This is a genomic window from Streptomyces sp. NPDC048590, assembly GCF_043199535.1.
Taxonomy (GTDB): Bacteria; Actinomycetota; Actinomycetes; order Streptomycetales; family Streptomycetaceae; genus Streptomyces.
Map to the genome: position 1 here is coordinate 474506 of NZ_JBICWC010000004.1, position 14046 is coordinate 488551.

Genomic DNA, 14046 nt, shown 5'->3' on the forward strand with positions numbered 1-14046 from the left:
ACCCGGGGAACGACGAACGCCCTCCTCCCGGCCCGGGGAGGAGGGCGTTCTCGGCAGCTGCCGCCTACGCGGCCGTCGCCAGCCGCTCACGCGGGACGAAGCGCACGTGCGGGCGGCCCGGACGCAGGTCGACCTTGAGGCGCAGGCCCCCGACGCGGGTCAGCATGAAGCCGACGCCGAGCGCCGCGGCCATCGAGATCGCCCCGCCGACCGCCATACCGGTCCTCGCGCCGTAGGCGTCGCTGATCCAGCCGACGATCGGGGCGCCCACCGGCGTGCCCCCGGCGAAGACCATCATGTAGAGGCTCATGACCCGGCCCCGCATCTCGGGGTCCGCGGCCATCTGGACGCTGGTGTTGGCGCTGATGTTGGTCGTCAGGCCGATCATGCCGATCGGGACCAGCAGCAGCGAGAAGAGCCAGACGTACGGCGACAGCGAAGCGGCGATCTCCAGGACGCCGAAGACCGTGCCGGCCGCCACCAGCATCCGCAGCCGCGAGGAGCGGCGGCGGGCGGCCAGCAGCGCACCGGCCAGGGAGCCGGCCGCCATCAGGATGTTGAAGAACGAGTACATCCCGGCGCCGCCGTGGAAGATCTCGTCGGCGAAGGCCGTGAGCCAGATCGGGAAGTTGAAGCCGAAGGTGCCGACGAACCCGACCAGGACGATCGGCCAGATCAGGTCGGGCCTGCCCGACACGTACCGCAGCCCCTCGCGGAGCTGGCCCTTGGCGCGCTTGACCGTCACGGACGGGTGGAGCTCGCTCGTCCGCATCATCAGCAGGCCGATGAGCGGCGCGCCGAAGGAGAGGCCGTTCAGCAGGAAGGCCCACCCGCTGCCGACCGTCGTGATCAGGACACCCGCGACGGCGGGGCCGATGAGGCGGGCGGACTGGAAGTTCGCCGAGTTCAGGCTGACCGCGTTGCGGAGCTGTGCGGGGCCGACCATCTCGGAGACGAACGACTGGCGCGCCGGGTTGTCCACCACGGTCACCATGCCGAGGAGGAAGGCGATCAGGTAGACGTGCCATACCTGCACGACGCCGGAGAGGGTCAGGGCGGCGAGTGCGATGCCGCACAGGCCGAGCGCGGCCTGGCTGATGAGAAGGAGCCGCCGCTTCGGGAGCCGGTCGGCGATGACGCCGCCGTACAGGCCGAAGAGCAGCATCGGGAGGAACTGGAGTGCCGTGGTGATGCCGACGGCGGCGGCGGACCCGGTGAGGCTCAGGACGAGCCAGTCCTGCGTGATGCGGGACATCCAGGTACCGGTGTTGGAGATCACGGCGCCCGTGGCGAACAGGCGGTAGTTGCGTATCTTCAGCGACGAGAAGGTCCCGCCGGTCTTGCTCTCGTGGGTGGAAGTCGGTGCGGGGGCGGAGTCTGCTCCGGATCCCGTACTCAAAAGGGTTCGCCTCCTCGGCGTCTGCTGCGTGCGGTCTGACGGGGACGTGGCGGCGGGGCGCGGCGGGCCGTGGCCCGTGCGCCCCGTGGTCACAGGTGGGCGAGCTTCTCCAGCACGGGCGCGGCGGCCCGCAGCTTCTCCCACTCGTCCTCGTCCAGGCCCTCGGCGAGATTGGCCAGCCAGGCGTTCCGCTTGGAGCGGCTCTCGGCGAGCATGGCTTCCGCCTGCTCGGTCCGGCTGACCATCTTCTGCCGACGGTCGTCGGGGTGCGGTTCCAGTCTGACCAGGCCCTTGGCTTCCAGCAGCGCGACGATGCGGGTCATCGAGGGCGGCTGCACGTGCTCCCTGCGGGCCAGCTCACCGGGAGTGGCCGAGCCGCAACGGGCGAGAGTCCCGAGCACCGACATCTCGGTGGGGCTCAGCGACTCGTCGACACGCTGATGCTTCAGGCGCCGGCCCAGCAGCATCACGGCGGAGCGAAGGGAGCTCACGGCGGCGGCACTCTCGCCGTCGTGGATCAGGTCAGGCATGTTCATTAGCGTAACTCATTAGCATTGCTAAATACCAGCGGGGTGGTACGCGCGCGAGAAACTGATCACCCGAACGAGTGAGTGAAGGCCGGAAAGCACCGCGAAGCAGCCATCTGTGCCGCGACCCTGCTTGGCATGGGATCGACAGTGCTCAGCCTGCGCATAGACGGTGAGCTGCTCGACCGGCTCCGCCGGCACGCCGCAAGACGCGGCATGAGCGTCCAGGACTACGTGGTCCGGACGCTGGTCCGCGACGATTTCGACGAGCGCTTCCACGCGGCCGTCGACGAGACCGAGAAGTTCTACGGGGCGGAGCCCCGTCACGGTGACCCGGCCGACCGGGTCACCTGACGGAGTTCCGCCCCGTAGGGGGTGCGAACCTCGGGTTCGCGCCTTACGTGAGGCCGAGCGCCGGCATCGCGTAGTAGAAGACGAAGACCGCGGAGACCACGTACATGGCCACCGGGACCTCACGGCCGCGGCCCGCGGCCAGACGCATCGCGCTGAAGGCGATGCAGCCGATGCCGATGCCGTTGGTGATCGAGTACGTGAGCGGCATCATCAGCATGGCCATGAAGGCCGGGATGGCGAGCGTGTAGTCGCTCCAGTCCACGTCCCGGACGTTGCCCGCGAGGATCAGGAAGCCGACCGCGACCAGCGCCGGGGTGGCCGCCTGCGACGGGACCATCGTCGCCAGCGGCGTCAGGAACAGCGCCACCGAGAAGAGCAGGCCGCTCACCACGCTCGCGAGGCCGGTACGCGCGCCCTCACCGACACCCGCCGTGGACTCCACGAAGCAGGTCGAGGCGGAGGAGGAGCTCACACCACCCGCGGCGACGGCGACACCGTCGACGAGGAGGACCCGGTTGATGCCGGGGAAGTGGCCGTCCTTGTCCATCAGCTTCGCCTCGTCACCGACGCCGAGGATGGTGCCCATCGCGTCGAAGAAGCAGGACAGCAGCACCGTGAAGACGAAGAGGATGCCGGTGAGCAGGCCGACCTTCTCGAAGCCGCCGAACAGGCTGACCTGGCCGATCAGGCCGAAGTCCGGGGAGGAGACGGGGTTGCCGGGCCACTCCGGGACGGTCAGGCCCCAGGCCCCGGCCGGGAGGTCGGCGATCAGGTCGATGACCACCGCGACGATCGTCATGACGACGATGGAGAGCAGGATCGCGCCCGGCACCTTGCGGACGATCAGGCCGAGGGTCAGCAGGACACCGAGGATGAACACCAGGACGGGCCAGCCGTTGAGGTGACCGTCGTTGCCGAGCTGGAGCGGAACCGTGGTGTGCGCGGCGTCCGGGATGCGGGAGACGAAGCCCGAGTCGACCAGACCGACCAGCAGCACGAAGAGGCCGATGCCCATCGCGATGCCCTTGCGGAGCGAGCGCGGCACGGCGTTCATCACGCGCTCGCGCAGCCCGGTCGCGACCAGCAGCATCACCACGATGCCCGCGAGGACGACCATGCCCATCGCGTCCGGCCAGCTCATCCGGGGGGCGAGCTGGAGGGCGACGACGGTGTTGACGCCGAGACCGGCGGCGAGCGCGATCGGCACGTTGCCGATGACGCCCATCAGCAGCGTGGAGAACGCGGCCGTCAGCACGGTGGCGGTGACGAGCTGGCCGCCGTCCAGCTGGTGGCCGTACATGTCCTTCGCGCTGCCCAGGATGATCGGGTTCAGCACAATGATGTACGCCATGGCGAAGAACGTGGCGAAACCGCCGCGCACCTCACGGGCGACCGTGGACCCCCGCTGGGAGATCTTGAAGTAGCGGTCGAGGACGCCGTGGGGCTGCTGCGGCATCGGCGGCTGGTCGACCGGAGCGGTGGCCGAGGAGGACATGTATGACCTTCAGTCGTGCAGAGGGAAAGAAACCAGTCAGATTTGGATGTTCACACGAATATTTCGAGTCACCCGTAAGCAGATTCAGTATGAATACATAAGAGCTAGATCGCTATCTCCGCGCGTAGACCCTTGGGCCGTACGGCCTCCATCGTCCCGGCCACCCCTGCCCTCACGCGCCCGCCGGGGTGCGCGGGGCAGCCCGTAAACTTGCCCCATGCAGAAGTGGACACCGAAGCACGAGGCACCTGAGCCCCTGGAGGGCCCGGTCGTCGCCACCATCACCGGCGGCACGATCCTCTGGTTCGTCCTCTTCGTCGTGCAGGTCCCCTTCTACGGCTGGTTCGACGACCGTGGCCACGCCTGGTGGATCTGGGTCTGCCTGGCCGGCGCCGGGCTCGGCCTGATCGGCATCTGGTACGTCCGGGGGCGCGACGCCGCGCTGAAGCGGGCCGCCGCGCAGGCCGCCGCCGAGCCGCAGGCACCGGACTCCTCCCGCCACTGACACCGGCCGCAGCGCCAGGCCCCACCCGCGGCCCCCACGGCCGCGCCCGCGGTACTCCGCCGCCCCGCCTCCGTACGACCCCGGGACCATCCGCGTCCTCCCCCGGTCGGAACTCACGGCGCCCGGCGGGTGAATCGCCCCTTCCGCCCGTACGGTCGGAACCATGACGCAGCGGGCACTCGACTCCTCCGGTGAGCAGCCGGACCCCGTACGCGGCCCTGCCGCGCGGCCGGGAGGTCTGACCACCGCCGAGGTCACCGAGCGGGTCGCGCGGGGCGAGGTCAACGACGTGCCCGTCCGCTCGTCCCGCTCGGTCACCGAGATCGTCCGCGCGAACGTCCTCACCCGCTTCAACCTGATCATCGGCGTCCTCTGGGTGGTCATGCTGATGGTCGCGCCGATCCAGGACAGCCTCTTCGGCTTCGTGATCATCGCCAACACCGGGATCGGCATCGTCCAGGAGTGGCGCGCCAAGAAGACCCTGGACAGCCTCGCCGTGATCGGTGAGGCGAGACCGACCGTGCGGCGCGACGGGACCGCCACGGAGGTCTCGGTCTCCGCGATCGTGCTGGGCGATCTGGTCGAGCTCGGCCCCGGGGACAAGGTCGTCGTCGACGGCACGGTGGCCGAGGCCGACAGCCTGGAGGTCGACGAGTCGCTCCTGACGGGCGAGGCCGAACCGGTGATCAAGCGGCCCGGCGACCCGGTGATGTCGGGCAGCTTCGTCGTCGCGGGCGGCGGGGCCTTCACCGCCACCAAGGTCGGGCGCGAGGCCTACGCCGCGCAGCTCGCCGAGGAGGCGTCCCGCTTCACGCTCGTCCGGTCCGAGCTGCGCAGCGGCATCAGCACGATCCTCAAGTACGTGACGTGGATGATGGTGCCGACGGCGATCGGGCTCGTCATCAGCCAGCTGGTCGTCAAGGACAACAACTTCAAGGACTCCGTGGCCCGCACGGTCGGCGGGATCGTCCCGATGATCCCGGAGGGCCTGGTCCTGCTGACCTCGGTCGCCTTCGCGATCGGCGTGATCCGCCTGGGGCGCAAGCAGTGCCTGGTGCAGGAGCTGCCCGCCATCGAGGGTCTGGCCCGCGTCGACGTCGTCTGCCTGGACAAGACGGGCACCCTCACCGAGGGCGGCATGGACGTCACCGAGGTCCGCCCGCTGAACGGCTCCGAGGAGGAGTACGTCCGCCGCGTCCTCGGGGCCATCGGCGCCTCCGACCCGCGTCCCAACGCGAGCCTCCAGGCCATCATCGACGCCTACCCGGACGGCGAGGGCTGGGGCGTCACCGGGACCCTTCCCTTCTCCTCGGCCCGTAAGTACAGCGGCGCCGCCTTCGCCGAGGGGAACGGGGACGCCTCCGCCTGGCTGCTCGGCGCCCCCGACGTCCTGCTGGCCGACGACGACCCCGCGCTGGCCGAGACCGGCCACCTCAACGAACAGGGCCTGCGGGTGCTGCTCCTGGCCCGGGTGCGCGGCGACCTGGAGGCGTCCGACGCCGCCTCGTCGGCCCTGCCCACCGCGCTCGTCGTCCTGGAGCAGCGGCTGCGGCCCGACGCCGGGGAGACCCTCGCCTACTTCGACGACCAGAACGTCGCCGCGAAGGTCATCTCGGGTGACAACGCGGTCTCCGTCGGCGCGGTGGCGCAGAAGCTGGGGATGCCGGGCGCCGAGCACCCCGTGGACGCGCGCCGGCTGCCCCGGGAACGGGACGACATGGCGAGCGGGATCGAGCGGAACGCGGTCTTCGGCCGGGTGACCCCGCAGCAGAAGCGCGACATGGTGGGCGCCCTCCAGTCACGCGGGCACACGGTCGCGATGACCGGCGACGGCGTGAACGACGTGCTCGCGCTGAAGGACGCCGACATCGGGGTGTCGATGGGTTCGGGTTCCGAGGCGACCCGGGCGGTCGCCCAGATCGTGCTGCTGAACAACAGCTTCGCGACGCTCCCGTCGGTCGTGGCCGAGGGGCGCCGGGTCATCGGCAACATCACCCGGGTCGCCACCCTCTTCCTCACGAAGACGGTCTACTCGGTGCTGCTGGCGATCCTGGTGGTCTGCTTCCAGGTGGAGTACCCGTTCCTGCCGCGCCACCTGACGCTGCTGTCGACGCTGACCATCGGCGTACCGGCGTTCTTCCTGGCGCTGGCCCCCAACAAGGAGCGCGCCCGCCCGCACTTCGTACGGCGGGTCATGCGGTACGCGATCCCGTCCGGGATCATCGCGGCGGCGTCCACCTTCGCCTGCTACCTGGTGGCGCGGCACGCCTACTCGGGGCCGGGCTCGCTGGAGGCGGAGACGAGTGCGGCGACCCTGACGCTGTTCCTGGTCTCGATCTGGGTCCTGGCGATCATCGCCCGCCCGTACACCTGGTGGCGGATCGCCCTGGTGGCCGCGATGGGGTTCTGCTTCCTGATCGTGCTCGCCGTGCCGTGGCTCCAGGACTTCTTCGCCCTGAAGCTCGTCGGGGTGACCATGCCGTGGACGGCGGTGGGCATCGCGGTGGTGGCGGCGGCCGTCCTGGAACTCGCCTGGAGACTGGTCGGCCGCCGCTTTCCGTCGTGACTACCTCACGACTGGCTCACGACTACTTCACGTCGACGAAGTCACCCGCGGTCGTGACGGCCGGGGTGGTCGAGGTGCCGGCGAAGCTGTAGCGCCAGTAGCCGTCCTCCACGGCCTTGACCGTGGTCTTCAGCGAACCGGTGCTGTTGGTGTTGATGGTCTTGACGGTGGTGTAGGTGCTGCTGGACTTCTTCCGGAACTGGAGCTTCACGGGCTGCACGGTGTAGCCCATGTAGGTGCCGTTCTCCCAGTTGGCGCGCGAGAGCTTGCCGGTGGCCGTGATGGTCGCGCCCTTCTTGACGGGCTCGGGGGCGGCGTTGACGGTCAGCTTGGAGAGGCGCTGGACGCGGTGGGTGGCGTAGTAGTCGTTCCACGCGAAGTCGCTGCCGTCACCGGCGAGTGCGCCCGCGGTGACCTTCCAGGTGCCCGCCAGGAGGTTCTTGTACAGGTCGTAGCCGGGCACCACGGTGATCGTCAGCTTGCAGGTGGAGGTCGTGGCGCTGGACTTGGTGCAGGTGGCCGCCTCCTCGTTCGGGGCGAGCCACCCGTCGAGACCGGAGTCCACGTCCGTGCCGTGCCAGAGGTCGACGTAGGCGTCGGCGATGCCGGACGGGTGCGAGGCCGTGATGGAGACGGAGACGGTCTTCTCGACGGTCGTGCCGAGGACGATGTCCTTGCCGCCGTTGATGACGACCTTCGATATCACCGGGGTCGTGACGGCGGCGCGCGAGAGGGCGCGGGGAGCCTTGGCCCCGGTGCCGAAGACCTCGGCTGCGGTGGGCCTGTCCAGGCTCGGAGTGGCCTGGTCACCGGCCTGCGCCGCCGGGACGGCGAGGGCGGACAGGGCCAGGGCGCCGGAGACGGCGGCGACGGTGACACGCATGCGCATGGGTTCCCCAGTGGAGAAGGGGGACCGCGGCGGTCTGTGACCCGCGATCCCCATGTGGTCGGTGAGTCTGCTGACTCGACAGACCAGACCCCGCTCGGATGTGAATGGTTGTGCCCGCCGTATGGATTTCTTGTGAAGATTATTCCGGCGGGTCAGTCGAACCAGCGGTCCCGGGCCAGCTCCTCCGTGCGTGACGGGTCCTCCAGCAGCGCGGCCACCTCGAATCGGCGCGGCCACTGGCCGGCCGCCCAGGCGAGCCCGGCCGCCACACCTTCCAGCGTGGACGCGTGGACCACCCCGTCCGGGGTGCGCCGCCAGTCCAGTTCGACGCCGCCGGCCAGCAGTTCGCCGTGCTCGACATAGGTGTCCGGGGTCCCGGCGCCGAGCAGGACGCGTACCGACGCCGGCACCTGGTGCTCCACACCCTCCGTGGTCACCACGGCCTCGACGCTCTCGCCGAGCCGCCGCACCTGGAGCAGGTCTGCCAGCTCCGCCGCCCGCGCCGGGGCCACCGGCAGCAGCGCCAGTCCGCCGGTGAGCGGAAGCAGGTCCGGGGCGTCCGCGATCACCACGTCCGAGGCGTCGGCGACCCGCACCTCGTCGTCCACCACGGCCCGCAGCTCGTCCGGCAGTGTGACCTGTTCGGGGTCGAGATCGGCGAGCGCGGTGTAGAGGGAGTGCAACTGCACCGGCCCGACCGGGCGTTCCTCGTCCGCGAGGCGCCCCAGCAGCTCGGCCGCCCCGCCCGGCTCGTCCAGGAGCGCGGCGACCGAGGTGCGCACACCGAGGGCGCGCAGCACCTGGGCGTCGTCGAAGCCCGTGGCGTCGGCGGAGTCGTAGAGGCCGGCCAGGCGAGGGTCCCCGCCCGCCGCGCGGAGTCCGGCCGGGCGGCGGCCATCGAGCACCGGGTGGTCGCGCAGCCACCACGCGGTGTAGGGGCGCACCGACTGCGTCGTGCCGTCGGGGAGCAGCACCCGCACCGGCTGGGTCAGCGCGTCGCGCAGCGGCGGCTGTGCCAGCATCGCCAGCGCCTGCGGCCAGGCGTCGTCGTCGACGAGGTCCAGGTCGCGTACGGCGACGAGTTCGGTGGCGACCGGCGGCACCGGGCTGTCGGGGAGCTGGTCCAGGACGTCCTCGCACCAGACGTCGACGGCGTCGAGCAGCCCGGCGTCGTCGGGCTCGGCGAAGTCGCTGTCGCGCGGCTCCAGTTCGTCCGGGTCGAGGACGACGTCGGTGGCGCGCACGAGGGCGAAGGTGGCCAGCACCCCGCAGGCGGTCAGCGGCTGTTCGCCCCACTGTCCGGCCAGCTCCGCGTCGCACAGGGCGAGTTCACCCTCGCGCATCACCTGGGCGAACGGGCTGTCCGGCAGCACGAGTTCGCCCGCGGGCGCGGGCTCGCCGTCCTCGTCGGGCAGGGCGAGCGCGCCCAGCCAGGGTTCGTCGCCGGGTTCGAGACCGGCATCGCGTACGAGGGTGAGGACGGTCTCGGCGAGCTCGTCGGCGTCCAGCGCGTCCTCGTCCCACACCTCGCCCGCGTCCAGCGAACCGGCGACGGCGGCCCGCACCTGCGGGGTCCGCAGCACGGCGCGCGGGGTGGCGGGCAGGGCGCCCAGCTTCTCCAGCAGCGGGTGCGCCGCGTCCGGATGGGCCACCTTCAGCCCGAGCCGGGCCAGCCGGCCGAGCACCGGGGCGGTCAGGGCGTCGGGCTGCGGCAGCAGGACCTGCCGGGGGCCGATGGTGGTACGGGGGGTCTCCTCGGGGCCGGCGAGCGGCACGGGCAGCCCGGAGAGCCGGTCCGGGTCGACCCCGGCCAGGCTGTCGTAGAGCCGGCGCCACCACTCCGGGCCGCGTTCCAGGCCCGCCAGGCGGTCGACGGCCTCGGTCAGCGGGACCCGTGCGACGCCGAGCGTGCGCAGTTCGGTGCGCCGCTCCAGGCCGGCCGGCAGCAGGCAGGGCAGCACCTCGGCGAGGACCCGTACGGTCTCCGCGCCGACGCCTTCGACGACCTCGGCCTCCACCGGGCGCAGCGCCGTCGTCGCCCGGCCCGGGCTCCCCGTGCCGTCCCAGTCCTCCCACTCCCCCGCCGTCTCGGCCGGGTCCCGGGGCGCCGCGGGCTCCAGGAACGCGACCCTGGGCAGCCGCTCCAGGATCGCGGCCCGCAGGGCACCGTCCAGCTGCCCCTTGCCCAGCACACCCGGTACGAGGGCGATCGTCGCCACGGAGACGGGCTCCCACCCGGCGAGCAGCTCCGCGTAGGCGTCGGCCGCCCGCTGCACCAGGAAGTCGGTCAGCGGCCCCGGCGCCGGGTGCCGTCGGGTGGTGTCCAGCGGCAGCGAGGCGATCAGCAGTGCGGGGACCCCGAGCGGCTCGTCGGTGGGCGTCGGGGCGTGCACGACCGGTGCCGTACGGGGGTGCTGGGGCGCGCCGTCCTCGTCCACCGGCACGGCCCAGGTCACCGACCAGTGCGGCCGCAGCCGCTCCTCGACGGGCCGGTCGGCCAGGAGCGCGGGGTCCACCGCTCCGTGGCCGGCGACGGTGCGCCAGCGGTGCAGGCCGTGCGCGGAGTCCTCGATGTGGGTGTAGGCGCCCTGCCGCGAGCGGGACAGGGTGCGTACGCCGTCCGGGGTCTCGATCACGACCTCGTCCAGGCCGGGCAGCGTGAGGAGCAGGGCGTCGTCCACCCCGGCGAGCAGCCGCTCCACCAGGTCCTCGGCGACGCCGTCACGCAGCGGCAGTACGACGACGGTGTCGTACCCGTCGGGCGCGGTGCCCTCGGCGGGCAGCGGGAGCCTGAGCAGCGGTACGTGTCCGTCGCGGCGGCGCAGTTCGTCGCCGAGCCCGGGGCTGCCGACGGCCGCCTGCTCGGCGAGGTCGCGGGCCTCGGCGAGGGACCAGCGGACGCCGCCGTGGCGGCCGATCACCGCGGGCTCGTCGCTGACGGCCAGGACCGCGGCGAAGCCGACGCCGAAGCGGCCTACGGACTGCTCGTGGCCCTCGCGCTTCGCGGAGGCGCGCAAGGTGCTCAGCGACTCGACGCCCGTCGCGTCGAGCGGGGCCCCGCTGTTGGCGGCGGCCAGCACCGGGCGGTCGCCGCCCGTGCCGTTCCCGGCGTGCAGGGTGAGGCGCAGCCGGCCGGGGACCCCGGCGCGGGCCGCGGCGTCGGCGGCGTTCTGGGCCAGCTCGACGACCAGCCGGTCGCGGTAGCCGCCGAGGGCGAGGTCCTCCTCGGCGTTGGCGTCCTCACGGAAGCGGGCGGGGCCCGCGCCCCAGGCGTCGAGCACGCCGCGCCGCAGTCGTGCCGTCCCGAACGGATCGGCCCCCTCGGTCGCATTCATGCTCACGCTCGTACTCCGCTCTTCCGGTGACCCGTGACGCCCAGTGTGCGCCCGAAGGTACCGCGAGCGGGAAACCCGGTGTGCCGCCCCCGCCCCGACGGGGCGGCGGTGTCAGGAGTGGCCCAGGTCCTCCGTGGAGCCGTCCGGCTGGGACGGGACCGAGCCGGAGTCGTCCGAGGGCCGCAGCGGGTAGTCGTCCACCCGCATGGTGTCCAGGGCGTGCGGGGCCGGCTTGGGCGGCTTCGGCATGACGGCCGCCTCGGAGTGCCCTCCGCAGCCGTACGACAGGGAGACGACCCGGCCGTCCGCCGGTGCGAACTCGTTCGCGCAGACGCCGAAGGCCTGTCGCAGGGAGCCGGCGATCGGGACCAGGAAGGCACAGCTGACGCAGGAGGCGGGCGCCGCCTGGGCCATGGGCGTGCGGGCGCCGAACTCCTCGTCCCAGCGGTCCGCCGCGATGCCCAGCCCGTAGCGGGACAGCACCCGGGCGCGCCGGGCGCCGAGCTCCTCGGCCACCGAGGTGATGGAGCCGCGGCTCGTCCCGGGGAGCGTGGTGAGCTCCGCGTCCTCGGCGTCCGCGAGCTCGGTCATCTCCTGGGAGACCTCGGAGACCACGGAGTTCGGCAGAGGCTCGTCCTCGCCGGTCCAGCCGGGCTCCAGCCGCGGATCCTCGGCCTCGGTCGGCAGCAGGTCGCCGGGGCCCATGTCGCCGGGGCGCAGCCGCTCGCTCCACGGCACCCACTCGGGGGCGAGGAGCGCGTCGGAGCCGGGAAGCAGCACCGTTTCGTCAAGGGTGACGTTCTTGGCGCGGGAGGCGCGGGCGACCGTCACCGCCCAGCGCCAGCCCCGGTAACCGGGCTCCTTCGATTCGAAGTAGTGGGTAACGACCCGGTCCCCCTCCGAGACCAGGGCGACATGCTCGCCCACCACTCCCGGCGCGGCCGCCTCCTCGGCCGCCGCGCGTGCGAGGTCTACCGCCTCGGCGCACAGGCGGTCGGGGGCGGGGGTACGGGCCGTACGGCTTCGCGTCGTCGCAGCACTCACAGGTCTCGCTTCTCTCCATACGCCGTCTCACGAGCGCGCCAGCAGCTCATCGATGTCCGATTTCGGCCATGACGGGCGTGAGCGGAGCGGACCTGGGGGCCGCGTCGACGTCCACACCCGTTGTGCCTGCCTCGGGCGCGCCTTCTGCCACCCATTCTGCGGGATCGCGGAGAGGCGCGCGGCCAAGAACAACCGCCGGTGGCGCGTGAGTGCACGCTACCCTCTCCGCCGCCCCGCGCCCACCTGCCCGTCCCAAACTGGACCGGAACCCTTCCGGAAAGCTTTCGCGCAGGCCCGCCACCACGGGCCGGACGGGCCGCCGGCGCACGGCGGTGACCGGTCCCGACCCCGGGCCGCGTCCCGGCCGCCCGGCCGGCCGCCCGGTGGCCGTCCCCCGCGCCGGGACGACTCGCCCGACGGGGCGTCCCCCGCCGCGCCCCGCCCGATCATGGGTTCGTGGCGGCGGGGGGTGGGGCACTATGACCACGTGGCCGCCGCCAGGTCGTCCGACGGATCCGGTCCGCTCCGCAGGGCGGGCCGGTCGATGGCACGTGCCCTGCGGGCCCCTTTCACGGGCACCGCGCGGGGCATCCGCAAGGCGACCCACGCCCACGGGGCGGGCGAGTCGGGGCTCGGCAAGCTGATCGAGCTGCACGCGGTCAACGGGGCCGGTGACGTCATGATCACCGTGGCCCTGGCCTCCACGGTCTTCTTCTCCGTGCCGACGGACGAGGCGCGCGGGCGCGTCGCCCTCTACCTCGCCGTCACCATGGCCCCCTTCACCCTCCTCGCCCCGGTGATCGGCCCCCTGCTGGACCGGCTGCCGCACGGCCGCCGCGCGGCGATGGCCGGGGCGATGTTCGCCCGGGCGGTGCTCGCGATCACCATGTCCGGCGCGGTCGCCACCGGGGGCCTGGAGCTCTATCCGGCGGCCCTGGGCGTCCTGGTCAGCTCCAAGGCGTACGGGGTGGTGCGCAGCGCCGTGGTGCCCCGGCTGCTGCCTCCGCGTTTCTCGCTGGTGAAGGCCAACTCACGGGTCACCCTGGCCGGTCTGCTGGCGACGGGGATCGCCGCGCCCATCGGGGCGGGGCTCCAGGCCATCGGGTCCCCCTGGCCGCTCTACGGCGCCTGCGTCGTCTTCCTCGGCGGTACGGTCCTCGCCTTCACGCTCCCCCACAAGGTCGACTCCGCGAAGGGCGAGCGCAAGGCGCGCCTCGCCGTCCCGCACGAGGAGGCGCCCCCGGCCCCGCGCGCCGCGACCGGGAAGAGCAGGAGAAGCGGCAGCACCCGGATCGGCCGGCGCGGGGGGCGGGAGAAGCCACCGGGGCTGCGGTCCGTCGGGCCGTCGGTCCTGCACGGCCTCCAGGCGAACGCCGCGCACCGCGCGCTCTCCGGCTTCCTCATCTTCTATCTGGCGTTCCTGCTCCGTGAACACCCGCTGGCGGGGCAGTCGGCCGCCGTCTCCCTCGGCATCGTGGGCGTCGCGGCCGGGGCGGGAAACGCCTTCGGCACGGCGGTGGGGTCGTGGCTGAGGGCACGCGGCCCGGAGGTGATCGTCGCGACGGTGCTGGGCCTGGCCCTGGGGGTCGCCGTGCTCGCCGCGGTCTTCTTCAGCACCGTGATGGTGGCCGCGCTCACCGCCGTCGCCGGTTTCACCCAGGCCCTGTCGAAGCTGTCCCTCGACGCGATGATCCAGCGGGACGTGCCCGAGGAGGTGCGTACGTCGGCGTTCGCCCGGTCCGAGACGCTGCTCCAGATGTCGTGGGTGGTCGGCGGCGCGATCGGTATCGCGCTGCCCCTCAACGGAGTACTGGGCATGTCGGTGGCCGCGGGTCTGCTCGCCCTCGGCGCCGCCGCCTCCGTACGGGGCCTCCTGGGAGCCGCGCGGCGCGGCTCACCGCACCCCCGCGTGGCGTGACTGGCACCGACCGA

General features: G+C 72.5%; 10 protein-coding genes. 4 read left to right on the forward strand and 6 right to left on the reverse strand.

The window, feature by feature from the left end:
• Positions 1-64 precede the first annotated feature (64 nt).
• Both ACGFNN_RS14465 and ACGFNN_RS14470 read right to left on the reverse strand, forming a co-directional pair.
• The gene (locus tag ACGFNN_RS14465) at positions 65-1399 is read right to left on the reverse strand and encodes an MFS transporter (RefSeq protein ID WP_393555766.1); all 1335 of its coding nucleotides are present in this window, start codon (positions 1397-1399) and stop codon (positions 65-67) included.
• A gap of 89 nt (positions 1400-1488) precedes the next feature.
• Positions 1489-1929 (reverse strand): MarR family transcriptional regulator, encoded by a 441-nt coding sequence (locus ACGFNN_RS14470; protein WP_362541261.1) that lies wholly within the window; start codon positions 1927-1929, stop codon positions 1489-1491.
• Positions 1930-2064: 135 nt separating this feature from the next.
• Here ACGFNN_RS14470 and ACGFNN_RS14475 point away from each other — a divergent pair, with 135 nt between their 5' ends.
• A complete protein-coding gene (locus ACGFNN_RS14475) occupies positions 2065-2280 on the forward strand; it encodes a hypothetical protein (protein WP_362541264.1) in 216 nt (71 codons plus the stop codon).
• Positions 2281-2323: 43 nt separating this feature from the next.
• On the opposite strand, the gene ACGFNN_RS14480 is transcribed toward ACGFNN_RS14475, so the two are convergent.
• Positions 2324-3775, reverse strand: coding sequence for an NCS2 family permease (locus tag ACGFNN_RS14480; protein ID WP_393555768.1), 1452 nt, complete (start codon positions 3773-3775; stop codon positions 2324-2326).
• A 217-nt stretch (positions 3776-3992) separates the two neighbouring features.
• On the opposite strand from ACGFNN_RS14480, the gene ACGFNN_RS14485 reads away from it, so the two are divergent.
• Positions 3993-4280, forward strand: coding sequence for a DUF2530 domain-containing protein (locus ACGFNN_RS14485; RefSeq protein ID WP_362541270.1), 288 nt, complete (start codon positions 3993-3995; stop codon positions 4278-4280).
• Positions 4281-4443: 163 nt separating this feature from the next.
• On the forward strand, positions 4444-6846 hold the full coding sequence (locus tag ACGFNN_RS14490; RefSeq protein WP_393555770.1) for an HAD-IC family P-type ATPase: 2403 nt from the start codon (positions 4444-4446) through the stop codon (positions 6844-6846).
• A gap of 22 nt (positions 6847-6868) precedes the next feature.
• On the opposite strand, the gene ACGFNN_RS14495 is transcribed toward ACGFNN_RS14490, so the two are convergent.
• From ACGFNN_RS14495 to ACGFNN_RS14505, 3 genes are all read right to left on the reverse strand, one after another.
• A complete protein-coding gene (locus ACGFNN_RS14495; RefSeq protein ID WP_393555772.1) occupies positions 6869-7735 on the reverse strand; it encodes a DUF5707 domain-containing protein in 867 nt (288 codons plus the stop codon).
• A 152-nt stretch (positions 7736-7887) separates the two neighbouring features.
• Positions 7888-11070, reverse strand: coding sequence for a sacsin N-terminal ATP-binding-like domain-containing protein (locus tag ACGFNN_RS14500; RefSeq protein ID WP_393556240.1), 3183 nt, complete (start codon positions 11068-11070; stop codon positions 7888-7890).
• 111 nt (positions 11071-11181) lie between these two features.
• Positions 11182-12114 (reverse strand): DUF3027 domain-containing protein, encoded by a 933-nt coding sequence (locus ACGFNN_RS14505; protein ID WP_362670381.1) that lies wholly within the window; start codon positions 12112-12114, stop codon positions 11182-11184.
• A 487-nt stretch (positions 12115-12601) separates the two neighbouring features.
• Here ACGFNN_RS14505 and ACGFNN_RS14510 point away from each other — a divergent pair, with 487 nt between their 5' ends.
• Positions 12602-14032: an MFS transporter gene (locus ACGFNN_RS14510; RefSeq protein WP_393555774.1), complete on the forward strand. Its 1431-nt coding sequence runs from the start codon at positions 12602-12604 to the stop codon at positions 14030-14032.
• Positions 14033-14046 lie beyond the last annotated feature (14 nt).

What these genes read in the sequence shown, in the direction of transcription:
- ACGFNN_RS14470 (WP_362541261.1), bottom strand. Translation starts at nt 1,929, where the DNA reads ATGCCTGACCTGATCCACGACGGCGAGAGTGCCGCCGCCGTGAGCTCC.
- ACGFNN_RS14475 (WP_362541264.1), top strand. Translation starts at nt 2,065, where the DNA reads ATGGGATCGACAGTGCTCAGCCTGCGCATAGACGGTGAGCTGCTCGAC.
- ACGFNN_RS14480 (WP_393555768.1), bottom strand. Translation starts at nt 3,775, where the DNA reads ATGTCCTCCTCGGCCACCGCTCCGGTCGACCAGCCGCCGATGCCGCAG.
- ACGFNN_RS14485 (WP_362541270.1), top strand. Translation starts at nt 3,993, where the DNA reads ATGCAGAAGTGGACACCGAAGCACGAGGCACCTGAGCCCCTGGAGGGC.
- ACGFNN_RS14490 (WP_393555770.1), top strand. Translation starts at nt 4,444, where the DNA reads ATGACGCAGCGGGCACTCGACTCCTCCGGTGAGCAGCCGGACCCCGTA.
- ACGFNN_RS14495 (WP_393555772.1), bottom strand. Translation starts at nt 7,735, where the DNA reads ATGCGCATGCGTGTCACCGTCGCCGCCGTCTCCGGCGCCCTGGCCCTG.
- ACGFNN_RS14500 (WP_393556240.1), bottom strand. Translation starts at nt 11,070, where the DNA reads ATGAATGCGACCGAGGGGGCCGATCCGTTCGGGACGGCACGACTGCGG.